The 20,982-nt window shown below is 72.8% G+C and carries 18 protein-coding genes, 1 tRNA gene and 1 pseudogene; 13 read left to right on the top strand and 7 right to left on the bottom strand.

The genetic code is table 11. From position 1 onward, the window contains the following. Nucleotides 1–96 precede the first annotated feature (96 nt). Nucleotides 97–4,680 (bottom strand): FtsK/SpoIIIE domain-containing protein, encoded by a 4,584-nt coding sequence (locus BCD48_RS13330; protein WP_071048679.1) that lies wholly within the window; start codon nucleotides 4,678–4,680, stop codon nucleotides 97–99. 402 nt (nucleotides 4,681–5,082) lie between these two features. Beyond that, nucleotides 5,083–7,272, bottom strand: a complete 2,190-nt coding sequence (locus BCD48_RS13325; protein WP_071048678.1) for an NAD-binding protein — start codon at nucleotides 7,270–7,272, stop codon at nucleotides 5,083–5,085. A 328-nt stretch (nucleotides 7,273–7,600) separates the two neighbouring features. Here BCD48_RS13325 and BCD48_RS13320 point away from each other — a divergent pair, with 328 nt between their 5' ends. The 11 genes from BCD48_RS13320 to BCD48_RS13270 all read left to right on the top strand — a co-directional run bounded on the left by BCD48_RS13320 (nucleotide 7,601) and on the right by BCD48_RS13270 (nucleotide 16,596). Continuing rightward, nucleotides 7,601–8,590 (top strand): hypothetical protein, encoded by a 990-nt coding sequence (locus BCD48_RS13320; RefSeq protein ID WP_071048677.1) that lies wholly within the window; start codon nucleotides 7,601–7,603, stop codon nucleotides 8,588–8,590. A gap of 312 nt (nucleotides 8,591–8,902) precedes the next feature. Further along, a complete protein-coding gene (locus tag BCD48_RS13315; RefSeq protein ID WP_071048676.1) occupies nucleotides 8,903–9,223 on the top strand; it encodes a gas vesicle protein GvpO in 321 nt (106 codons plus the stop codon). Between the two features lie 172 nt (nucleotides 9,224–9,395). Next, on the top strand, nucleotides 9,396–9,917 hold the full coding sequence (locus BCD48_RS13310; protein WP_071048675.1) for a gas vesicle protein: 522 nt from the start codon (nucleotides 9,396–9,398) through the stop codon (nucleotides 9,915–9,917). Continuing rightward, nucleotides 9,917–11,155 (top strand): GvpL/GvpF family gas vesicle protein, encoded by a 1,239-nt coding sequence (locus tag BCD48_RS13305; RefSeq protein ID WP_071048674.1) that lies wholly within the window; start codon nucleotides 9,917–9,919, stop codon nucleotides 11,153–11,155. The genes BCD48_RS13310 and BCD48_RS13305 overlap by 1 nt, the downstream gene beginning before the upstream one ends. Next, nucleotides 11,148–11,609: a gas vesicle protein gene (locus BCD48_RS46125; RefSeq protein WP_083418570.1), complete on the top strand. Its 462-nt coding sequence runs from the start codon at nucleotides 11,148–11,150 to the stop codon at nucleotides 11,607–11,609. The genes BCD48_RS13305 and BCD48_RS46125 overlap by 8 nt, the downstream gene beginning before the upstream one ends. Continuing rightward, nucleotides 11,606–12,217 (top strand): gas vesicle protein GvpK, encoded by a 612-nt coding sequence (gene gvpK, locus BCD48_RS13295; protein WP_071048673.1) that lies wholly within the window; start codon nucleotides 11,606–11,608, stop codon nucleotides 12,215–12,217. Before BCD48_RS46125 ends, gvpK begins: the two co-directional genes overlap by 4 nt. Next, a complete protein-coding gene (locus BCD48_RS13290) occupies nucleotides 12,214–12,699 on the top strand; it encodes a gas vesicle structural protein GvpA (protein WP_071048672.1) in 486 nt (161 codons plus the stop codon). Before gvpK ends, BCD48_RS13290 begins: the two co-directional genes overlap by 4 nt. A 14-nt stretch (nucleotides 12,700–12,713) precedes the next feature. After that, nucleotides 12,714–13,529: a GvpL/GvpF family gas vesicle protein gene (locus BCD48_RS13285; protein ID WP_071048671.1), complete on the top strand. Its 816-nt coding sequence runs from the start codon at nucleotides 12,714–12,716 to the stop codon at nucleotides 13,527–13,529. A gap of 58 nt (nucleotides 13,530–13,587) precedes the next feature. Beyond that, nucleotides 13,588–14,364: a hypothetical protein gene (locus tag BCD48_RS13280; protein WP_071048670.1), complete on the top strand. Its 777-nt coding sequence runs from the start codon at nucleotides 13,588–13,590 to the stop codon at nucleotides 14,362–14,364. A gap of 11 nt (nucleotides 14,365–14,375) precedes the next feature. Further along, nucleotides 14,376–15,455 carry an SRPBCC family protein gene (locus BCD48_RS13275; RefSeq protein ID WP_071048669.1) on the top strand — a complete coding sequence of 360 codons (1,080 nt, stop codon included), beginning with the start codon at nucleotides 14,376–14,378 and terminating at the stop codon, nucleotides 15,453–15,455. Nucleotides 15,456–15,948: 493 nt separating this feature from the next. Continuing rightward, complete coding sequence (locus tag BCD48_RS13270) at nucleotides 15,949–16,596, top strand: HD domain-containing protein (RefSeq protein WP_071048683.1); 648 nt, start codon at nucleotides 15,949–15,951, stop codon at nucleotides 16,594–16,596. Between the two features lie 30 nt (nucleotides 16,597–16,626). Here BCD48_RS13270 and BCD48_RS13265 read toward each other — a convergent pair whose 3' ends face one another. From BCD48_RS13265 to BCD48_RS13250, 4 genes are all read right to left on the bottom strand, one after another. Further along, nucleotides 16,627–17,490: an SAM-dependent methyltransferase gene (locus tag BCD48_RS13265; protein ID WP_116271506.1), complete on the bottom strand. Its 864-nt coding sequence runs from the start codon at nucleotides 17,488–17,490 to the stop codon at nucleotides 16,627–16,629. 311 nt (nucleotides 17,491–17,801) lie between these two features. After that, the gene (locus BCD48_RS13260) at nucleotides 17,802–18,119 is read right to left on the bottom strand and encodes a GNAT family N-acetyltransferase (RefSeq protein ID WP_071048668.1); all 318 of its coding nucleotides are present in this window, start codon (nucleotides 18,117–18,119) and stop codon (nucleotides 17,802–17,804) included. A 184-nt stretch (nucleotides 18,120–18,303) separates the two neighbouring features. After that, nucleotides 18,304–18,687 (bottom strand): winged helix-turn-helix transcriptional regulator, encoded by a 384-nt coding sequence (locus BCD48_RS13255; protein WP_071048667.1) that lies wholly within the window; start codon nucleotides 18,685–18,687, stop codon nucleotides 18,304–18,306. A gap of 108 nt (nucleotides 18,688–18,795) precedes the next feature. Continuing rightward, nucleotides 18,796–19,122 carry a hypothetical protein gene (locus BCD48_RS13250; RefSeq protein ID WP_071048666.1) on the bottom strand — a complete coding sequence of 109 codons (327 nt, stop codon included), beginning with the start codon at nucleotides 19,120–19,122 and terminating at the stop codon, nucleotides 18,796–18,798. 405 nt (nucleotides 19,123–19,527) lie between these two features. Here BCD48_RS13250 and BCD48_RS13245 point away from each other — a divergent pair. After that, nucleotides 19,528–19,600 (top strand) — tRNA-Asn (locus BCD48_RS13245). 498 nt (nucleotides 19,601–20,098) lie between these two features. On the opposite strand, the gene BCD48_RS13240 is transcribed toward BCD48_RS13245, so the two are convergent. Next, complete coding sequence (locus BCD48_RS13240; RefSeq protein ID WP_071048665.1) at nucleotides 20,099–20,293, bottom strand: helix-turn-helix transcriptional regulator; 195 nt, start codon at nucleotides 20,291–20,293, stop codon at nucleotides 20,099–20,101. A 449-nt stretch (nucleotides 20,294–20,742) separates the two neighbouring features. Here BCD48_RS13240 and BCD48_RS56535 point away from each other — a divergent pair. After that, nucleotides 20,743–20,829, top strand: a pseudogene (locus tag BCD48_RS56535) (hypothetical protein); the annotation flags it as partial. Nucleotides 20,830–20,982: the final 153 nt, after the last annotated feature.

Below are 20,982 nucleotides of genomic sequence, written 5' to 3'. Positions count from 1 at the left end.
GGTTTTTCGGTGCTATCGCCCGGAAGACCCACCAGATCATGAAAGACCGTCTCGGCCGCCCTCACCCGCTGGCTTTCAGCGGTCTTGCTCGATCGCTCAACTCCCGAGCTGGAGCAGCGTGACCGATCCCTGGGTGATGAGGTAGCCGCGGCCGGCGGGGGCGGGGAAGAACTGGTCGGGTTCGAGGCGTGGGCCGTGGTCGCGGGCGATGTGGGGGCTGGTGGGGGCCAGCAGGAGGATGCCGCCGCTGGTCTTGATCTCGTTTGTGACCTTGAGCGGGGAGCGGCGCTGGCCGTTGAGGACGGGGGTGGCGTCGCCGCAGAGGATCAGGGCCTTGTGGCCGCGGGCGGCGGGGCTYGCGGCTTCCTCGAGCAGGGTGGGGGCCTCGGCGAAGTTCACGACGCTCGCGCCCACGGTGATCTGGTCGAAGTCGTCGACGACGACCGCGAACTGGCCGTCACCGAACGCCTCGGCGGCTTCGCGTAGCTGGGTGTCCTTGAGCGTGCTGCCGGCGACGACCCGCACGCCCTCGTCGTCGGTGCCGACGAGCCGGGGCAGCTCGGAGCGGGGCGGGACGACGAGGAGCACGCCGACGCCGACGCGGCGCAGCCCGCGGGCGATGGTGGCCGCCGCCGTGGTTCGCCCGGAACCCGCCGGTCCGGAGATGAGCAGCCCCTGGGGGCCAGCGTCGAACGGGTCGAAGCCGACGACGGCGACGTCGCGGCCGCCGACGCCGAGCGGTAGCCAGGTCTCGGACGGGCGCGGGTCGGGCGGGGCCAGCTCGTTGACCAGCACGGAGGTCGGCAGCGATGGGAACGGCCGCGGCAGCCGGTCCGCGCCACCCTCGCCGCCACTGCCGCCAACAACGCCAACCCCGCCGCCGCCGCCGACGTTGCCGCCGCTGCCGAGGGCGGCGTCGGCATCGGCATCGAGGGTGGCGCGAGTGGTGAGGGAGGCGAGGTCCGGCCGGGTGCTGCTCCCCCGCGCCAGAACCCAGCGCGTGAGCTCGGTTGCGGTGAGCCCTGGGCGGGCGATCTGCAGGTGGGTGCCGGACGAGGCCTCGACGGCGCGCCCGGATAGTTCGGGGGGACTCACGACGCCGGACGGGTAGTGCATCCGGCGCAGTTCCTCCTTGCCGAACGGGAGGAGGACGCGGCGGGTGAACAGGTTCGCGGTCCTGCTGGCGGCCAGGTCCTGCCCGCCGATGGCCACGACGTGCACGCCCACCGGCGGGCCGGAGGCGATCACGTCGCGCAGCAGGGCGACCATCGACGTTTCGACGAAGGTCGGGTCGGACCGGTTCTCGAAGTAGTCCCAGCCGTCGACGACGAGCAGGATCCGCGGCCGGCGCCCGCCCGCGCCGCCGACTCCGCTCACGCCAGCGCCACGGCCAGCGCCAGCGCCACCGCTCACACGAGCGGCCCCACCACCGCCAGCGCCAGCGGCGGGGCCGAGGCGGGCGGCCTGGCGGGTGGTGACCTCGTCGGCGAGCCAGGTGAGCAGGCGGCGGATCCGGTCGGGCTCGCCGGCGGAGATGACGGCGCCGCAGTGCAGCAGCGCGGTGTAGTCGGCGAGCCCGGACGGCTGGCGCTCGATGACGTAGCACTGCGCCGCGTCCGGCGGGAAGCGCAGCGCGAGGCTGGTGATGAGGGTCCTGGTCAGGGTGGTCCGGCCGGTCTGCGGGCCGCCGGCGACGAGCAGCCGGTCGGTGCCGTCCAGGTCGAAGACGGCCGGCGGCTGGGCTTGCGCCGCCGGCTCGTCGAGAAGCCCGAACGGGATCTCGGAGTGGGCCGGCGGGGCGGTCGCCACGGCCGCGAGGCCGTCGAGGGTGAGGCCCGCGGGCAGCGGTGGCAGCAGCGGCCGGCGCGGCGCGGGCCCGCCCGCGTGCGCGGCCGCCCGCTCGATCGCGCGGATCGTGAGCGTCTGGTCGGTCGCCGCGCCGCCGTGATCGACCTTCTCCTCCGGCCGGGGGGTGCCGAGCGTGACCCAGCCGATCACGCGGACCCGGGCGGGGCGGCCACCCCCGACCGGCGGCGGGTCGCCGAGGTAGCCGGACTGGAACAGCCGGGGCGTGCGGGTCTCGTCCTTGGTGCAGAGGATCATGCCGCGGCCGCGCAGCCGGCCGGGGATGGTCGCCGCGTCCGGCACGCCGAGCACCTCGACGCTGTCGGCGGGCTCGTTCTGCCGCAGGGTGATCCGCAGGTCGATGTTGTTCTTCAACTCGGCCGAGAGCTTCCCCTGCAGCGACTGGGTGGCGAGCACGAGGTGCATCCCCAGCGAGCGCCCCTTGGCCGCGACGTTCACGAGCTCCTTGAGGAAGTCCGGCGAGGTCTCCAGCACGCGGGCGAACTCGTCGAAGATCATCACCAGTCGCGGCAGTGCCGCCGCCTCGCCCGGGTCGCCCCCGCCCCCGCCGCTGCTGCTGCTCCCGGTGCTCTCGGCCCCGCGCCCGCCCCTGTCCCTGCCCCCGCCCCCGCGCGGCATGCGCCAGTACTCGTCGATCTCGCCGCCGTAGCGGGCGAGCAGCCGCTCCCGGCGGCTGACCTCGGCGCGCACCGAGGCGAGCACGCGCCTCGCCGCCGCCTCGTCGAACACGTCGGCGGCGGTCTCCCCGGTCGAGCGGATCAGCGCGACGACGTGCGGGCAGCGCTCGAACGGCAGGAACGCGCTGCCGCCCTTGAAGTCGACGAGCACCAGGTTCAGCTCGTCCGGCGAGTTCGCCAGCAGCAGCGACGTGACGAGTGTCTGCAGCAGGATGCTCTTCCCCGCGCCGGTCGCTCCGCCGAGCATGGTGTGCGGGCCCTGCGCGGCGAGGTCGACGGCGACCGGCCCGTCGGCGTCGGCTCCGAGCGGCACCCGGGTCGTCGGCCCCGGCGAGGCCGACCACAGGTCAGCGACGTCGCCCGGGCCCGGCTGCCCGATCCCGAGCAGGTCGAGGAAGCGCACCGGGTAGGGGATGTTCGCCTGGAAGCCGCCCAGTGTGAGCCGGTCACGCAGCGGGGCGACCGCGCGGGCCAGTGCCTCCGCCTCGGCGGCGGTGAGGCCGTCGGCGCGCCCGGTCTGCTCACCGTCCCTGCTGGTCACCCGGAGCGTGCGGTGGTCGTCGACGACGCACTGGACGCGGCACTCGGCCATGTCGTGCCGGTCGACGGCGATGACGTAGACGCCGGACTCCGGGCCGTCACGCAGCACCGCCCGCATGCCGGCCAGCTCGCGCAGTGGCAGCGCGCCGTCGAGCAGGACGACGACGTCCTCGGCGAACCGGACCTGGGCGTGCCCGCGCCGCTCGGCCGTGCGCAGCGCGATCAGCTCCCGCAGCTCCTTGATGCGCTCGGCCCGGGTGGTGGCGGTGTTGCCGACCCAGCAGGGGATGTCGCCTGCCTCGCCGGCCCAGGTGTGCGGCAGCCAGGTCGCCCAGTACAGCTCGCCGTCGTCGGACGAGGTGAGCAGCACGATGCGCAGGTCGTCGGGGCCGCGCAGCACGCCGAGCTGGGCGAGCAGGAAACGGGCGAGCGCCCGCGACGGCTCCTCGGGCCCGGCGATGCCGAGCACCCCGGCGGCGCGCAGGTCGACGGTGAGCGGGACGGACCGCAGCCGCGGCTCGGCGAAGCCCTCCCAGCGCTCGCCGCGCAGGTCCAGCGACGGCGGGGCATCGGTAAGGCCGAGGCGCAGCAGCAGCGCGTCCGGGGAGTCGGCGGTGCGGGGCCACACCTTGCGGCTGGCGCCGGTCGCGGCCATGGTCAGGTCGAGCCGGTCGGGTGCCCGCCTGCGGCGGATCCGTTCCTCGGTGTCCAGCAGGCGCGCGATCTCGCGCAGCGCCGTCGCCTTGCCCCGTTCGTGCTGCTCGCGTTCGGTGCGCCGCTGCCGGCGGTCCCCTACCTGGCTCCCGACGATCGTCATCGGCCCGAGAAGGCACATCAGCAGGATCAGCAGCCGGCCCAAGACGAAGGCGAGCACCACGCCCATGACGATGGGCAGCAGCGCGGACAGCCAGATGCCGACCCGGGAGGTGGCCGGCCGCGCGTGCGACATCGGCAGGGTGACCTCGCCGCGGGTGACCACCGGCGGGGAGTCGAAGGCCCGGTCGAAGTCGAGCCGGCCGTCGCCGCCGGGCCTGGTGACCAGCGGGATGGGCGGCAGCGGCACCCATTCGATCCGGTCGGAGCCGACCTCCAGCAGCGCGCCCGGGGGCAGCTCGGTGGGGCCGGTGAGCTGGGCCCCGTCGAGGAACGTGCCGTTGTGGGAGCCGGCGTCGCTGGCGAGGACCCGGCCGTCGACGTCGATCTCCAGCTCGGTGTGCTGGCGGGATGCCTCCTCGCAGTGCAGCACCACGTCCGCGTCCGCGGACCGGGCGACGAACCGCCGCCCCGGCGCGAGCCAGGCGACGAGCCCCGCGTCACGTCCGTCGACGACCCGCAGCGCGCCGACCACCCCGCGAGGCAGCGACCGCGAGCTGGGGCCCGGCGCCCCGATGCTGATGACCGCTCCCTGCACGAGTGGGCTCTCCCCCACCGTCGCCACCGGGTCGAGCCACGCGTCGCCGACGTAGCAGGGCCGGCCGGCGGCCGGCATCGGCAGCGCGTCGAGCACGGACCCGACGGTCGCGTCCGGCTCGGCGGACACCTCGACATCGCGGCTCGCGCCCGTGGCGGCGTTCCGCGCGGTCAACCTGATGATCACGATCGACCCGCCTCGGACCCGGCGCTCGCGGGTCGCGGCACACCGCGCCCGCCCGACAGAACCTGCCGCACCACAGCCATTCTCATGATTCCCCCGTACCGGACAGAATAGTCGGCCCCCAGCGCGCGCCCGACATGACAAGCCGGGACGAGGACAGGCCCCACCGCTCGCCAGTGGGGACCGCGTCCAACTCGGCCACAGAAGGTGACGGCGCCTCAGCGCTGCGCCCGGGGTTCCTGCCGGATCGCGAAGCCGGGGTCCCTGCCGGATCGCGAAGCCGGGGTCCCTGCCGGATCGCGAAGCGATCTGGGAGGTCTGCTGGGAGGTCTGCTGGGAGGTCAGGCTCAGCGCCCGATGGCGCCGCCCGGTTGCGGGCGCGGAGCGTCCGGCAACGGGAGCGCCTCAGTCGTCGAGGGGGTCGGTCTCCGCCGCGGCGGAGACTGCGCTGGCGGCCCGCGCGCCGCCGTCGGCCGGGCTCTGGTTCAGGCGGATCATGTCGACGACCTCGGTGACGGGGCCGACGACGAGCAGCTCGTCGCCGGGGCGCAGCCGGGTGTGCCGGCCGGGGCGGAAGTTCGGGCGCGCGCCGTTGCCCGCCGAGCCGCCGCCGCCCGGCTCGGTCGAGGGGACGCCGGCGGTCCTCCGGGAGCCGTCGGCGGCGGCGCGGGCGGGCGGCGGGGTGGTGACGGCGAGGACCCGCGCGCCGGTGGCGAGCTCGGCGAGCGTCGGGCCGGCCAGGGCTGCGCCGGCGCGGACGGCCATCCGGGCGACGAGGAACGGGGTGCGCTCGACGTAGAAGGTGCTGATGACGTCGTAGCCGAGCGTCGCGCCGATGAAGTACGGCGACGCGAGCGCCGCCGCGCTGCGCACGGTGTGGATGTTGAAGCGGCGCTCCACCTCGTCGGTCATCGTCGAGTCGGCGATCCGCAGCACGACCCGCAACCCGGCCTCGTCGGCCGGTTCCGGGGACCGCGGCGCCCGGCCGTAGGCGCGCCCGCCCGCCCCGGTGGTGCGTCGAGCCCGAGCGTCGCGCGCCTGGACGAGCTCCTCGTAGGCGTCCCGTGCCGACAGGACGGTCTCCAGGTTCGCGACGCCGTCACTGGTGAGGGCCGCGAGCGCGAGCGCGTGGCCCAGGCCGGCCTGCAGCAGGGTCGCGCGCACCGTCGCGTCGCCGACCACGACGGGGACGCCGCGTTCGCGCGCCACGGGCAGGAACCGGTTGTTCTCGTCGCGCTCGATCACCACCACCCGCCGGCCGGCGCGCAGCAGGCCCTCCATCGTCGCCGTGCCGACCTTGCCGAGCCCGCACAGCACGACGTGCCCGCGTACCGCCCCGGCGCGCCCCCGGCCGAGTGCCCGCTCGAGGCGGCGGCTGATGATGATGTTGGTGATGAAGGCGTAGATCACCGCGATCGACAACGCGCCGACGAGCATCAGGACGACGCCGAAGGCCTGCAGCCAGTGGTCGGCGGCGCCGAAGTTGTAGTCGCCGTAGCCAACGGTCGCCATCGTCTCGACCGTCAGGTAAAGCGCGTCGAGGGCGTCGAAGTCGGGCGGCGCGCCCGGGTTGTGGTCGGCGTAGCTGAGCGTCAGCACGGTCGTGCTCACGATCATGATCGCGAGCACCACGCCGAGCGCCCAGCGGAACGGCCGGTCGAACTCGCCGCGCACGGTCGCCGCGAGCGCCCGCACCCGGTCGGCCGACCGCCGGCCCCCGCCGTCCTGGCGAAGCCCGTCACCCGTGCCGTCCGCGCGCTCGCGCCCGTCGCCGGTGTCGCCGGTGGCGGCCGCGGCGGCCGCGGCGGCGAGCGTGGCGAAGGTCCGGGCCTCGTGCAGCCCGGCGACGGCCATCCCTCGGGTGTCGAACTCGGCGAGCCGGCCGAGCACCGTCAGCCGGTCACCGGGGAAGAGCGGAATGTCGCGCGGCGGGCAGAGCACGGCCACGCGCTCGCTGGGCCGGCGCAACGAGATCGGCGTGAGGTCGCCGTAGCGGGCGCGGAAGGCGTCGGCCTCGTCGACGGTTACCTCCGCGACGACGAACACCTCGGAGACGTCGGACAGGCCAGACCCGGGGCCAGGATCGGGGCTGGGGGCGGGGGGGTCGGGTCTGTCCGTTTCAGGCCCGTCCAGCCGGTAGCGAGCATCCATCGTGAAGGCGTGCACGACGTCGGAGCGCACGCAGGCCTCGACGAAGCTGGGCCCGACGCGGGCGGCCATGTTGATCACATGCGCGGTCGGGATCGCCGCGGCGATCTGGTCGCCGAGCTGGGCGTTGCCGATGTTCACCACGAGCCGGGTCGTCGGCGCCACGTCGGCGGCGGCGAGGGCGGTCTGCAGGTTCTCCAGGTCGATGTCGTGGCAGGCGGCGACGGCGAGCGCCGTGTCGATGTCCGCCTCGCGCAGCGCCTCGGCGCTGTGCGGGCTCTCCGGCACCACCCGCACGCCCTGGCGTTCCAGCCGGCGGCGCTGGGCCGGCGCGCCTTGGTCGTCCACGACGACGACCGTCACCCCCGACGCCACCAGCTGCTCGGCCACCCGCACCCCGAGGGCGCTCAGCCCGCAGACGATGACGTGCCCCGACACGCTGGCCATGCCGTCGCCTCCTCCCCCAGACGAAGCGAACCACGCCGCGCCCGGCCGAGTTGAGGCGCCCAGCCGGCGACATCGGGAGGGGGCGCGATGGCAACACCGATGTCATGGACGGGCAACGTCGCACCGCCGACTCAACCGTTACGCATGGGTTGAAATTGATCCGCCATGGGGCGCCTCAAGGGCCGCGGATGAGAGTCGCACGCACAACAGCGGGTGCGGCAATCTGGCCGGGTGAAAAATCCGGATGCGTTACGCCGCAGCCCCTATGCTCCGAGTGTCAGATCTTGACGTACCGAAACCCCCCGTCTGCCCGGCCTGTGAGGTTGTCATGTCAGGAAGGCGTGGCCACGCCTTGCCGCTGTCGATCGCGGCGGTGTCCGCCCTGTTCCTGGCCGCGCTGGCCGGATGCTCCGGTGAGGGCGTGCCATCGCCGCGGCCGTCCGCGTCGGCCTCGCCCACCCCGCTCGCGCCCAAGACGCCCCCTGGGCTGACCCCGATCTCCCGCGCCGACTTCCAGAAGGCACTCTCGGACGTCGACGCGGCGCTCGGGCCCGGGTTCGGCGCCGTCGGCGGTGCGCAGACGCCGTCCGACCTGTCCGGCGCGCTCGGGGCTGTCGCGCTCAACCTGGGCGTGCAGGCGGACGCCCTCGATCGCCTCCGGCCCCCGCTGCCCTCCGTCACGGCGACCAAGCAGCTCGCGGCCGCGCTGCGCTCGCTGTCGAAAGACCTGACGGCGGTGGCGACGGACGCCGACATCCAGAGGGTCTGCACGGGCGCGTCCGGCATGCCGCACGTGGCCAACAGCCCGGGCGCCGACGCGTTCCGGCTGGCCTTCCTGGCGCTGATCACGGCCAACCCCGGGCACCCGTACACATTCGGCGCGTTCCTGCCGGGCGCCGGCCCGGACCCGAACCGGCGCCCCGGCAACGGCGCGCTGCCCGGTGGCCGGCGCGGCGGCTACGGGAAGCTGACCGTCGACAACCAGCGCACGGTGGACACCGTCGTCAAGATCATGTCGGGCGGCGACCTCATCCGTGCCATCTACGTGCAGGCCGGCGCGCAGGCGACCGTCGACGCGATGCCGAACGGCACCTACGAGGCCTTCTACACCAGCGGCACCGACTGGGACGACGGCGGCCGCCGCTTCACTCGCGACTGCGAGTTCGAAAAGTTCGACGACCCGCTCCAGTACACGACCAGGACGACGAGCACGGCGATCGAGTACAGCGTCTGGACGCTGACGTTGCTGCGCACCTCGTCGCTCGGGAGCGGCGCGCCGACCAGCCCCGTCGAAGCGGGCGCCTTCCCCGGCGCCTGACCACCCCGACGGCCCGGTGGGACCACGGCCGGACGGCCCGACGAGACAGCGGCCAGGCGGCACCCGCGCGCCGCTGCCGCCGCACGCCGATCCCGTCCGGGCGCGCGGCGGCAGCGGCGCATCGGACGTTCCGTGGACCTCCCGTCCGTTCCGGAGTGGGCAAAGGCCCAGGCGGCGGCCTACCTGAGCCGGCCAGGCCCGACGTGCTGTCCGGGTTTCCGGAGCCGCTCAGCGGGGACGAGGAGCGCGCGGCCGTCGTCCGGCCGTGGGCATCTTTCCCCTTGACCCGGACCCGACCAGGCGAGTGATCGCGTGACCGCTTCCCAACGCGACGAGCGCCGGTTCGGTGCCGGTCGTGACGCCCCCGCCCCTCGTGGCGGTGGGCTCGCCTCGGTTCTCCGATCGGCCCTCGACCAGTTCGCGCAGCTCACCGGGCAGCAGCCCGAGCGGGTGAGCGGAGTGCGCGCCGCCGACGACGGCTGGTCCGTCCTCGCCGACGTCGTCGAGCTGGAACGGATTCCCAGCACGACCAGCGTGCTGGCGACCTACCGGGTGGACGTCGACGAGGACGGCAACCTGCGCGGCTACGAACGGCTGCGCCGGTTCGTCCGCGGCGCGACTGACCCGCTCTGACCGGTCGCCAGTCCGGCCGGCGGCCAGCCAACAGCTCCGAACCCGGAGTTCCGAAACCCGAAACTCCGATCCGGCGAGCCGCCTGCGGCCGCCCGCTCGGTCCTGCCCTGCCCCGTCCCCGCGCCGCACGCCCGCCTACCTGAAAGCGGGCCCGAGCCTTTCCGGTAGCGCGATGACCGAGCAGATCCTGACCTCGCACCGACCCACCCGGCAGTGGACCGGGCCACGCAGCGACACCCTTGCCGACGTCCTGGAACGCGTCCTCGACAAGGGGGTCGTGATCGTCGGGGACGTGGTCGTGAGCGTGCTCGACGTCGAGCTGCTGACGCTGCGGCTCCGGTTGTTCATCGCCTCCGCCGACACCGCCCGGGAGATGGGCCTGGACTGGTGGCTGAACGACCCGTTCTTCAGCTCGAAGGCCGCGCCGCCGGGCAGGCGAGACCAGGATGCCCTGGCCGACGAGAACCAGCGGCTGCGGGAACGCCTCGACGCACTGGAACGCGCGGTGGGCCGTAGCCCCCGCGCGGCCACCCTGCCAGGCGTCGGGGCAGACGCCGAGACGGGCGCCGACGCCGCCGGCGTCATCACCGGCCAGGTCACCGGCACGCCCGCCGCGGAGCCCGCGAACCGGTCTGCCGCCAGCTCCACGGTCACGGGCCGTTCCAGCGGCCGGGCCGAAACCAGGAGGCCCTGATGGCGCTGCCGCCCGCGGGCGTCCGCCGGCTCGCCGACCGGCTTATGCCCGACGTCCTGGACGATGCCGTTGCGGACGCGCGGGAGCTGGCCCGCCGACGGCTGGCCGCCGCGCTGGCCGAGGAGATCGTCTCCGTGGCGCTGGCCGAGGACACGTTGACCGAGAGGGAACCCGCCGAGGGGAAACTGGCCGAGGACGAGCTGACCGAGGACACGCCAGCCCAGGCGGCCACCCGCACGGTGGGCACCCGTACGAGGGGCACCCGTTCACCGGCCCACCCGGTGGAGCCTGCCCCGGTTCCGGAACGGGCGTGGCCAGCCGCGCGGGAGGCGCGCCGCCAGCCGCCGGCCGAACCGGCCGGCGAGGCGCCCGCGGGCGCTCCCCCGCGGCGCACCGGCCTGTACGCGTACGGCATCACGGACGCGGTCACGGACACCCGCGACATCGTCGGCCTCGACGACCGGACGCCGGTCGAGACCCTGCCTGTCGGGGAGGCGGCGCTGGTCGCGTCGACGATCGAGCTTGGGCTGCTGGCCGGTCTGGAGGACGAGGTCTCCGAAACCGGGCGGCTCTCCGAATCCGGGCGGCTCGCCGATCTCGCCGGTCGCCACGACCGGGTCATGCGCCTGCTCCTCGCCCGAGGGCCGGTACTGCCGCTGCGTTTCGGCACGGTCCTGCCGGACCGGACGCGGGCCGAACGGCTGCTGCGGGCGTCGGCGGGCGAGCTGGTCGGCGAGCTGGACCGGGTCCGGGACCACCGCGAGTGGGGGCTGCGGGTCACGCCGCGGGACGACGAGGACGACGACGCCACTGGTAACGACGCCGCTAGTAACGCCGACGGCGGCGACGCGCGGACGGCCGAGGCGGTGGCCGCCTCCGGTGACAGCGATGAGACGCCCACGGGTGGGGGTGGGAGCGGGACCGCCTACCTGTCCGCCCGGCGCGCGGACCTGCGCCGCGCCGCGGAGCGCGAGGAGCGGCTGACCGAGCTGACGAGGCGGATCCATGGCGAGCTCGCGGCGCTGGCCTCCGACGTGGCGATCCGGTCCGGCCGGCCGGGACCGGGACGTCTGGACGCCGCCTACCTGGTCGCGTCGGTCAAGGAGGATGGTTTCCTCGACGCCGCCGACACGGCCGCGCGAGAGCTGGCGGATGCCGGCTGCGAGGCCCGTCTCACCGGGCCCTGGCCGCCGTACTCCTTTGTCCGTCTGACGCTCGGGGAGGCGCGAGATGCCTGACCCAGCCCGGAGAGCCGCGCCGAGGCGCGATTCGGCGGCCGTAGGCGGAACCGGTCGCGGCGCCGAGCCGGGCCGCCGTCCCGGTCTGGGCTCCGGCCGCTCGCTGTCGGATCTGCTGGACAGAGTTGTCGACCGGGGCGCCGTGGTCAGCGGCGACGTGATCATTGGCCTGGCTGGGGTGGACCTGATCCGGCTCGATCTGCGGCTGCTCCTGATCGGCGCGCAGAGCGCGATCGAGGCCGGCGCGGGCGTCGGCCTACGTCCGTACCCGGCGCCGAGCCGGGACGAGGCGGCTGAGGCCATCGAGGTGATCGAGGGCGCCGTGGTCCATGACGATGCCGACGGCGACGGCGACGGCACCCGCCGTGACGACGACGACGGCGACGGCGACGGCGACGGCGACCACACCCGGCGGCACGCCCGCGCCCGGCCCGACGCGAGGGCCGGGCCATGACCGCGCCGGGACGCCACGGGCGCGCCGTGCGCCTGACCGCGAACCCGGAGGAGGTAGGGCGCGGGCTGGGGCAGGTCGTCGTGGTGCTCCTCGAGCTGCTCCGTGACCTGCTGGAGCGGCAGGCGGTTCGCCGGATGGACAGCGACACGCTGCCCCCCGCGCAGGTCGAGGACCTTGGCCAGGCACTGATCGAGGTGCGTGAGGCGATAGCGCAGGTCCGCGACTCGCTCGGCGTCAGCGCCGAACAGGCGAGGGCGGCGACCGCGAGGGCCCGCGAGCTGGTGGGCGAGTGGCCACCGTCGGGCGGCCGCGACGAGCCCAGGCGCACCGGTGCCGCGGCGCGCGTGATCCGTGACGGCGTCGGCCGCACCGGGCTCGAGCGCCCCAGAGGCGCCGGCGGCGGCCGCCCGCGCGGTGACCGCGTTCGCGAGGGCGTCGGAGCAGAGAACCACGGAGCGGAGCGCCGCGAAACTGAAGATCACAGAACGGATGACCACGGAATACCGGCCGTCGGCGCGACCAGCGCGGCGGGCCGGCGGCATCACGAGAGGGGGCGGCCCGCGCCGCGTGCCCGCGGCGCGGCGCCGCCCGGTTGGGACCTGCCATGACCATGGCGACACGGTCGACTGGTCGCGCTCCCCGCCCGAGCAGCCTCGCTGACGTGCTCGAGGTCGTCCTCGACAAGGGCATCGTCATCGACGCGTACGTGCGGGTCACGCTGGTTGGCATCGAGATCCTCACCATCGACGCCCGGATAGTGATCGCGAGCGTCGACACGTATCTGCGCTTCGCGGAGGCGGTCAACCGGCTGGACCTGCAGACAAGGGAGCAGGAGCAGGTCACGGGTGTCCCCGGGCTCGTCCGGTCCGTCAGCGAGGGTGTCACCGAGGGCGGATCGCGGCACAAGACGAAGGGAGCCCTGGAGGGCGTCAAGGACACCGCGCAGGACTTCGTCGAGTCGCTGCGCGGCGGCGACCGCGACGAGGCTGAGATCGAGACTGGCTCCCGGTTCGAGCACGCCCGAAGCGGAGGCCGGGACCTGCCTCCCGGCCGGGCGGCACCGAACGGCCGGGCCGGTGCTCGGCACTAGGGCGGGGGGCTTACATGAGGTCGCTGCTCCTCTACGGCGTGGTCCGCGACGACCATCCGCTGGCGGACCCGCCACCGCTCGGCGCCGGCGACCCGCCGGGCCGGATCCGGCTGGTGCGGCGCCCGCCGGTGGCCGCCGTCGTCAGCCCGGTCTCCGACCCGGTGCGGATCGCCGACCAGGACGCGGAGCGCCATCTCGACGTCCTGCTGGGGCTCCTCGCCGACGGTCCGGTGCTCCCGTTGCGGCTGGGGTCGGTCGCCCCGGACGAGGACGCCGTCCGGGAGGAGGTGCTGGGCCAGGCGGCCCCGCAGCTGCGCGGGCAGCTCGACGCGCTGGACGGTCTCGTCGAGGTGCACGTCGACGCGGACGAGGACGAGCTGACCGCGATCCGGGCGGTCATCGCGGCCGATCCGTCGCTGGCCGCGGCGCGGGAAGGGCTCGACGGGCCCGGGGGCGAGACGAACCTCCAGACCCGGATGGCGCTGGGTGAACGGGTTGCCGACGGCGTCGTCCTGCGCCGCCTGCACCAGGCGGAGGCCCTGCTCGACGCGCTGCGCCCGCACTCGGTCGCGAACACCGGGCGGGGGCCGATGGGTGGCCCCGAGGATCCCGTCCTGCGCTGGGCCTTCCTCGTCCACAGAGACGCCGAGCCGAGCCGCCGCGGCCTGGAGCACTTCGACGAGGCGGTGGAGCGCGTCCGTGACGATCACCCTGAGCTCGTGATCGGGTACGTGGGGCCGCTGCCCGCCTTCCACTTCCTGGACCTCGCGGAGGCCGCCGAGCCCGCGGAGGCGGCCGGCGAGCCAGAACACGGCCGGTGGGGTTGGTGAGGCGCCCGGTGGGGCTGGTGAGCCCGATGGGGTACCGACGGGTCGGAAGGAGTCCGCGATGAGCATCAAGCTGGTGATGGCCGGCGCGGTCGGCTATGTCCTCGGCAGGACCAGGAAGGGCAAGGCGGCCGTGCGGCTGGCACTGTGGGCCGCCGGCCGCGACACCAACGTCAAGGACCTGGCCCGCTCTCAGGCGGCGAAGTTCCTCGAGTCGGAGGACGGCAGGAAGCTGGTGACCCAGCTACGCGGTCCCGTGCTCGCCGGCGGGAAGAAGGCGGCGCTGTCAGCCTACGAACGAGGGATCGGCAAGCTGACGGAAGACCTGTCGCACCGCACGTCGGAGCTGCGGAGCTCGCTGGACGAGTCCCCGGCCGCCGAGCTGGGCGGGAAGGCCGGAGCTCTCGCCGGCACGCTGACCGACACGCTCGGCCGCTGGGGCGGCTCTCCTACGGAGAAGGCCGACAGTGCGGCTCCGACCGAGCCGACAGGGGATCAGGACCGGCGCCAGGATCACGACGGGGACAGAGATCAGAGCCGGGATCGGGATCGGGATCAAGATCGGGAGAAGGCCAGCGCGGGAAGGCGTCACGGTGAGGACTCCGGTGCCGATGCCGGCCGAGCGAGGGTCAAGGCGGGGCGATCCGGCTCGGTCGGGCGGGAGGAGACCACGCCGGACGGCGAGGGCGACGAGCCCGGTCACCAGGAGCCGGCCAGGGCGGCGGACCGGCGGCCCCCGACCCGGCAACCCGGCTTCGGACCGTCGGCGGACCAGCGCGAGGCGGCGTCCGCCACGAGCCGCCAGCGGACCGGCACCGCGACGTCGCGGTCGAGGTAGGAGAAGTCGACATGGCGGAGTCCAACGGACACGTGCACGGAAACGGGTTGGCCGGCACGCTCCTGCACAACCCGGCAACCAACCATCTCATGCGGGAGATGAAGAGCTTCCTCGCCGCCGAGGGCCAGAAGGCGGTCCGGAAGGTCGGCGATCGCCTCGGTTCCGCGACCGACGGGCTCGGGCCCGCGGCCGAAGGGGTCAAGAAGCTCGCCGCGGGCGAATCCCCCGGTAAGGCGGCGACGTCGACCGCGCTGAGCGGGCTGAAGGAGAAGGCAAAGAGCGCCCTCGGCATGGGTGGCGGCGTGGGCAAGGCGGGCCGCTCCGGCGAGCCCGGGCCGCCGAAGGTCACCCACATCGTGGAGGCCGTCGATGTGGGGGTGCCGATCTCCACCGCCTACGACCAGTGGACCCAGTTCCAGGAATTCCCGAAGTTCATGAAGGGCATCGAGGGCGTCGACCCGAAGAGCGAGACGGAGCAGAACTGGCGGGTCAAGGTCTTCAAGTCCCGGCGGACCTGGCAGGGCAAGACCCTGGAACAGGTCCCGGACCGGCGGATCAAGTGGACGACGGAGGGCGGCAAGGGGACGACAAAGGGCACGGTCACGTTCCACCCGCTGGCCGACGACCTGACCCGGGTCGCGCTGACCATGGAGTACTACCCGAGCGGGTTCATGGAGAAGACCGGCAACCTCTGGCGCGCCGGCGGCCGCCGCGCCCGCCTCGACCTGAAGAACTTCCGTCGCTTCATCACCATCAAGGGCGAGGCCAGCGGATCGTGGCGCGGCGAGATCCGCGACGGGCAGGTCGTCCGAGGGCCGGGCGAGGAAGGGTCGGAGGCCGAGGCGCGGGAAGAGGAAGGTGCCAAGGCCGAGGGACGCGGCGCGGCGTCAGAGCCAGAAGCCGAGGAACGTGCGGCCGAGAGCGGGGAGACCAAGATCGGAGAGACCGACAGCGGGGAGGCCGAGGCCGAGGAGATGGATGAGGAGCCCGGCCGGGGTGAGGCATACGCCACCGACGAGGAGGCGGGTGAGGGCGAAGACGACGAGACAGGCGAGGAGCATGACGACGCCACCGAGCGGCCCCGCTCATGACGGCACCAGGCTGCTCCCGCCTCGCCTTCGAGGCAATTCGACATACCGATCAATACCGGCCGCCGGCACCCAAAGCCTGCGATGTGCGCCGTCATCCTGATGAAGCCGGTAAGCGTTACCGGCTGCCCGCGCTTTCTGGGGAGGTTCGGGTCACTCGGCGTCGACCGCGGGGGCGGGACGGCGCTCCGACATGTTTCTCGCTTGCCCTGATTTGGGAAACCGGTCGGACGTCCGCACCGCGCCACGCTCCTCGGCCCCAACCGCACAACGCGTTCACGTTCTGGTGTGATCCTCGGAGCTTCAGCTCCCAAAATCACACCAGAACATGAGGCGCGGCGCCAACCGGACGAATCCCCTCGCGTCGGGTCCCGCGCTGGGGTCGGCGGCGGAGGTCGGCGGCGGGGCTCGGCTCGCCGTGCCGAGGTATGGCTCGGCCGGCCGCGACGTGGTGAGCAGGCCGACGGTTCAGCGGAGCGTCTTGGTGGGAGGTTTCATGTCCATCACCAGAGACAAGGTCGCCGACGTGGTCGTACCGGACACGGTCCTGGCCGCGGAGGCCACGGAACTGGTCCGCGAGGCCACGGACGACCTCGTCTACCACCATTCGCGGCGGGTCTACTGGTTCGGCAGTCTGCAGGGCCGCAACCAGGGGCTGAGCTTCGACCCGGAACTGCTCTACATCGGGGCGATGTTCCATGATCTCGGCCTGGGCGAGCCGTTCCGTGGGAGCGGCCGACGCTTCGAGGTGGACAGCGCGGACGAGGCGCGGCGTTTCCTTCAGCGGCACGGTGTGCCCGAAGACAGCATCCGGCGTGTGTGGACGGCCATCGCGCTGCACACGACGCCGGGCATCCCGGAGTTCATGGAGCCCGAGGTCGCCCTGGTGACGGCCGGCGTCGAGTACGACGTGCTCGGAATCGGCTACGACGACATCAGCGACACCGACCGGGAGGCCATCACCAGGCTGCACCCCCGGCCCGACTTCAAGAACCAGATCCTCCGGGCCTTCACCGCCGGCATCGCCCCCAGGCCCGCGACCACCTTCGGCAATGTCAAGGCCGACGTCCTGGAGCGTTTCGTCCCCGGCTTCCACCGCGCCAACTTCGTTGACACGATCCTGAACTCCCCCTGGCCCGAGTAGGGACATGCCTGAAGGCCGCGGGCGTGCCCGTCAGTTCTTGCGGGCCAGGCCGCAGTGAGAGGCCAGGGTCTTGCCGCGGGCGCGCTTGCCGGGCCGCCACAGGGGGGTCGAGACGACGCCGGGCGGCAGCAGCTCGAGGCCGTCGAAGAAATGAACGAGCTCTTCCGGCGTGCGGGAGCGGTAGGGGGCGGCCCCGATTCTCTCGTTGCGGCGCACCGCCTCGGAGCGCTCCGGGCTTTCGGTGCCGTCGTTGAGCGCCAGGTAGCTGCCGCTCGGGAGGGCGTCGACGAGCTTGCCGACGACGGCGTACGCCTCGTCGTCGTCGATGACGTTGGCCATGACGCCGAACAGGACCAGCCCGATTGGTTTGGTGAAGTCGAGGATCTTGTCGGCCTCGCGAAGGATCTTCCCCGGGTCGCGGACGTCGGCGTCGATGTAGGACGTGACGCCCTCAGGGGTACCGACGAGCAGGGCACGCGCGTGCGTCAGGACAAGGGGGTCGTTGTCGACGTAGACGACCCGGGTCTCGGGCGCCTCGCGCTGCGCCACCTCGTGGGTGTTGTCAGCGGTGGGCAGCCCGGTACCGATGTCGAGGAACTGCCGGATACCTTCACTGACGGTGAGACGGGTAACAACCCGCTGCAACAGCCGCCGGGAGCTGCGCGCGATATCGATGATCTCCGGGAAGATCTCGGCTGCCTGGTCGGCGGCGAGACGGTCGGCGGGGAAGTGGTCCTTCCCACCCAACCAGCGGTTCCACATCCGGGCCGAATGAGGCACGGACACGTTGAGCGACGCCGCCAAACTGGCAGCGGGCAACGCGTAGGGGTTCGACACGCGGCTGTCCGATCCGTATGTGTCTGTCGGGTTGTTCCCTTTCTCGTGATGGTACATCCAGGCGCCTCACCCCAAGGCTTTCAACCCGGACAGACACGCTACGGTTACACAGCCGACATGATGGCCGCGGGTTCGCGCGGCGATGGTCGGCCGTTTGCCTGGACAGCACCGGGCTCAGCGCCCGCTGACCTGGCTATACCGAGCTGGCTATGGGGTGCCGGCGACGCCGACCTACCGATGCCCGAGCTGGCGACGGATCGCGGCCTCGTCGAGGCCGGCGCGGCGTTCCCGGGCCGCTCTGTCAAGGCCGCCCTGACAGGGCGGCCAGCCGGAGCTGGGGTGGTGTCCGGATCCCGGCCGGCGTGACGTCAGCGCGCGGGGTCGTGGTCGACGTGCCAGTCCGGGTCGACGAGGTCGGCGTAGTCCGAGTGGCGTTCGATCCAGCCGCGGATGAACGGGCAACGCGGCCAGACCTGCAGCTGGCGCGCGCGGGCCGCGTCGAGCACACCTCGGGCGAGATCGCTGCCGACTCCCTGGCCCTCGAACCCTGCCTCGGTCTCGGTGTGGTTGAAGGCGATGATCCCCGGATGCAGGGAGTAGGTCACGAGGCCGGCGAGCGTGCCGTCTATGTCCAGCTCGAACCGGCGCCGCGCTGGCACGTCGGTCAGCGTGCGCTTGTCTGTCATTCGGTCTCTCCTCGCATCGGTCGCGCCTGCCTGTCAGCCTGCCAGGCGGCCCGCTCTGGCGACTCCCGGCGGCTCCCGGCGGCAGCCGCGGCCTGGTGGCGCCCTGCACAGTGCTGGGGCGCTGGCTCGGCAGGCCAGCTGGGCGCCCCGCCGGGCGGTCCCGCTGCGCCGTTCCGGTACGCCGTCAGGGCTCGTCGCGGGCGCGGGTGGCGGAGCCGCGGGGCACTCGCTGGCGGGCGGTGAGGCCGGCCCATTCGTGCGCCCAGTCGGACAGCGGCTCGAGCAGGCCCTGCAGGCGGCGGCCGTGGGCGGTGAGCCGGTAGTCACCGGCTTCGTCGACCTCGATCAGGCCCGCTTCGCGCAGTTCGCGCGCACGCTGGCTGAGCTGCGCTGACGGCGCGTCCAGGGTCGTTTCCAGAGAGCGGAACGAGCGTGGCGTGGTCCGCAGGCTCCAGAAGATCGCCAGACCGTGCCGGCGGCCGAGCAGGTCGAGCAGCGTGGCCAGCGGGAGGTCGGTACCGCCTCCCGCCCGGCCTTCCGGCGCAGGCCGGGACGCGGACCGGCTCATCGTCTCCTCATGTTTCGCTCACACGTCGTCGCCCAGTCACCCGCCAAGATCGAGGTCCATCCAGCAGATTTCACGTCAAACCCGGCGGTGGCGCCGAGCAGGCTCGCGTCAGGGTGTGGTGGACGCACCGAGGCCGTTCGAGGTCAGGCCGTCCGAGGCCGGGGTACTGCTGGCCGGGGTACCGCCGGCCGGGCCGAACCGGTCGGCGGACGAACTCGGCCCAGGAGCGGGCTCGCTACCGCCCAGCAGGGTTCTGGCACGCCGGTAGACGCCGCCCACCTGCGCCGAGACGATGCCGGCGACGCTCTGGACCTCCGGTCGGTCCCAGACCAGCCGGGCCTGCCGGGTGATGTCCTCGTAGCTCTCCCGGCCGGCCCGGGTGCCGAACAGATAGCCGACCCCGAACGCGAGGGCGACCGAGGGGCGGATCCGCATGCTGCCTCCCAGGGCTGAACCGAGCAGAGCCGGGCCGGATGCTTGGCTGTAGCGCGGCCGTCCCACGCGGGCCGACGACGCCTTCATACCGCTCAAACGCCCGAGCTCACGCCCCTGAGACCCCTACGGCCTCGGAGCCCGCCCGCGCGCCAAACGATCAACGTCAGCTCGACCCACCACGACCACAACGGACAGTACCGGGTGACACCGACAGCCGCCGGACCCCGATCACCACGGCCGACGCGGGCCACCGGAGGACTGCAGGAGGCAACGACCCGTCAACTCGACTTACCCAGAAGCCAGACGTGCCGAACCTCCGGTAAGCTGACCTCAGCCAGTCGGACCTCGCATGATCCCCCTGGAGGCTCCCGCCCCCAGTAGGATCGGCGCCGACGAAGCAAGCGGTCCCGCGTAGCTCAATTGGCAGAGCAGCCGGCTGTTAACCGGCAGGTTATAGGTTCGAGTCCTATCGCGGGAGCAAAACGCCAGGTCAGGCACTTGATCGATTGAGATTTACGATCTTGCCCACACTTTTCCCACAGAAAAGTCGGCGCGGTCGCTCGCGGGTTTGTCGGCGTGTCGCGGTTCGCGCATCCGCTTGGTTGGCCGCCTCGACAGTGCGTCATCGATGGCCTGAACAACTCGATTTTGCTGTGTGCCGTGTTCGCTCTTGCCATGCGGCCTCTTCTGTCCGCAGCTCCGCCACGTCCGGCCCGATGACCTTGGCAGCCGCGCCGACAGGGAGCCAGGTAGAGAGCCAGGTGCCGAGGCCGATGCAGGCTCGGCACCATCGCGACCGGCAGACGAGGAGCCTCCCCTCAGCCAGATCAGAGACTGCTGGGCTCCGCGTGCCTTTGCAGACGTGCGCACCCTGGGCGCCGACTCACGTCGGTTGTTCGCATCATCCTGATCCACGCCGGGCCAGGCGACCTGCCTCCGCAATGTCCGGTCGGGCACGAGCGGGCGCGGATGTGCCTCAAATCGGGTCCCGACGAGTGTCGAGCCAGGCGAGGACATCGTCCTCGCGGAACCGGACGTACCGTCCGACCCGAAAGCCCCGCGGTCCTTCCCCGGCGGCACGCCACTTGTAAATCGTGTCCACCGGCACCCGCAGGAAGTCCGCCAGTTCCTCGATGGTCCACAGCTGATGAGGGCCAGTCCTGGGCTTCATGAAGTCCTCCTGCCGCCGCGCGCCAAGGGTGCGCGCCGCCCGTCATCGTCGGCATCAAGGACACAGCGGAGGCCATCGCCGCTGACACTCTCGCCAGAGGGCGGCGGTTAACACAAGCACTGCACGCGGGCACCGCGACCGCAGGCCGGCATCTTGAGCCATCGCGGTAGGCACTGCAGACCGCATCGCGACGAATCCGTGCAAGGTGGGACCCACGAGGAGAGCAGGTGCACGCCCATCGGGACCTCGAGGCGGGGTGCCTCACACCGCGACGACCCCCGCGGCGGTCACCGGCAGGATTCCGTGCACCGCCCGGCGCACCGCCGGGTCACCGGCCGATCCCTCCCTGCCCGCATCGTCACAGCCCGGTCTGACGCCGGCCCTGTGACTAGATCGCGATCGTGGGCGCCACCCTGATCCCAATCCTGGACCAAACACTCGCCGCCCGATCGAAGCCCTACACAATCTTCGAGGGCACGAGCGAGATCCAGCGTCTCGTCATCGCCCGCGCCATCTCTGGCCTGCACATTCGCTGATGAGCGGTTAGCGGACACTAACCGTGGTACGTCACCCCACAAGATCGAGTCCACATATAGAGACTGCCGGAAAATAATCCGTAGGTTCTGAGGATGCGGCATGATCCTTTGGTATGGGCGGGTTTGCGGTTACTCGGGAGCTGTTGGCGGCGA

It is taken from the genome of Pseudofrankia coriaricola, from assembly GCF_001854805.1.
GTDB lineage: Bacteria > Actinomycetota > Actinomycetes > Frankiales > Frankiaceae > Pseudofrankia.
Note: the sequence above shows the minus strand (reverse complement) of the source record. Positions and strands in the feature narration are given on the sequence as shown.

What these genes read in the sequence shown, in the direction of transcription:
- gvpK (WP_071048673.1), top strand. Translation starts at nt 11,606, where the DNA reads ATGACCGCGCCGGGACGCCACGGGCGCGCCGTGCGCCTGACCGCGAAC.
- BCD48_RS13285 (WP_071048671.1), top strand. Translation starts at nt 12,714, where the DNA reads ATGAGGTCGCTGCTCCTCTACGGCGTGGTCCGCGACGACCATCCGCTG.
- BCD48_RS13260 (WP_071048668.1), bottom strand. Translation starts at nt 18,119, where the DNA reads ATGACAGACAAGCGCACGCTGACCGACGTGCCAGCGCGGCGCCGGTTC.
- BCD48_RS13265 (WP_116271506.1), bottom strand. Translation starts at nt 17,490, where the DNA reads ATGTACCATCACGAGAAAGGGAACAACCCGACAGACACATACGGATCG.
- BCD48_RS13320 (WP_071048677.1), top strand. Translation starts at nt 7,601, where the DNA reads ATGTCAGGAAGGCGTGGCCACGCCTTGCCGCTGTCGATCGCGGCGGTG.
- BCD48_RS46125 (WP_083418570.1), top strand. Translation starts at nt 11,148, where the DNA reads ATGCCTGACCCAGCCCGGAGAGCCGCGCCGAGGCGCGATTCGGCGGCC.
- BCD48_RS13325 (WP_071048678.1), bottom strand. Translation starts at nt 7,272, where the DNA reads ATGGCCAGCGTGTCGGGGCACGTCATCGTCTGCGGGCTGAGCGCCCTC.
- BCD48_RS13290 (WP_071048672.1), top strand. Translation starts at nt 12,214, where the DNA reads ATGACCATGGCGACACGGTCGACTGGTCGCGCTCCCCGCCCGAGCAGC.
- BCD48_RS13240 (WP_071048665.1), bottom strand. Translation starts at nt 20,293, where the DNA reads ATGAAGCCCAGGACTGGCCCTCATCAGCTGTGGACCATCGAGGAACTG.
- BCD48_RS13250 (WP_071048666.1), bottom strand. Translation starts at nt 19,122, where the DNA reads ATGCGGATCCGCCCCTCGGTCGCCCTCGCGTTCGGGGTCGGCTATCTG.
- BCD48_RS13275 (WP_071048669.1), top strand. Translation starts at nt 14,376, where the DNA reads ATGGCGGAGTCCAACGGACACGTGCACGGAAACGGGTTGGCCGGCACG.
- BCD48_RS13305 (WP_071048674.1), top strand. Translation starts at nt 9,917, where the DNA reads ATGGCGCTGCCGCCCGCGGGCGTCCGCCGGCTCGCCGACCGGCTTATG.
- BCD48_RS13270 (WP_071048683.1), top strand. Translation starts at nt 15,949, where the DNA reads ATGTCCATCACCAGAGACAAGGTCGCCGACGTGGTCGTACCGGACACG.
- BCD48_RS13255 (WP_071048667.1), bottom strand. Translation starts at nt 18,687, where the DNA reads ATGAGCCGGTCCGCGTCCCGGCCTGCGCCGGAAGGCCGGGCGGGAGGC.
- BCD48_RS13310 (WP_071048675.1), top strand. Translation starts at nt 9,396, where the DNA reads ATGACCGAGCAGATCCTGACCTCGCACCGACCCACCCGGCAGTGGACC.
- BCD48_RS13280 (WP_071048670.1), top strand. Translation starts at nt 13,588, where the DNA reads ATGAGCATCAAGCTGGTGATGGCCGGCGCGGTCGGCTATGTCCTCGGC.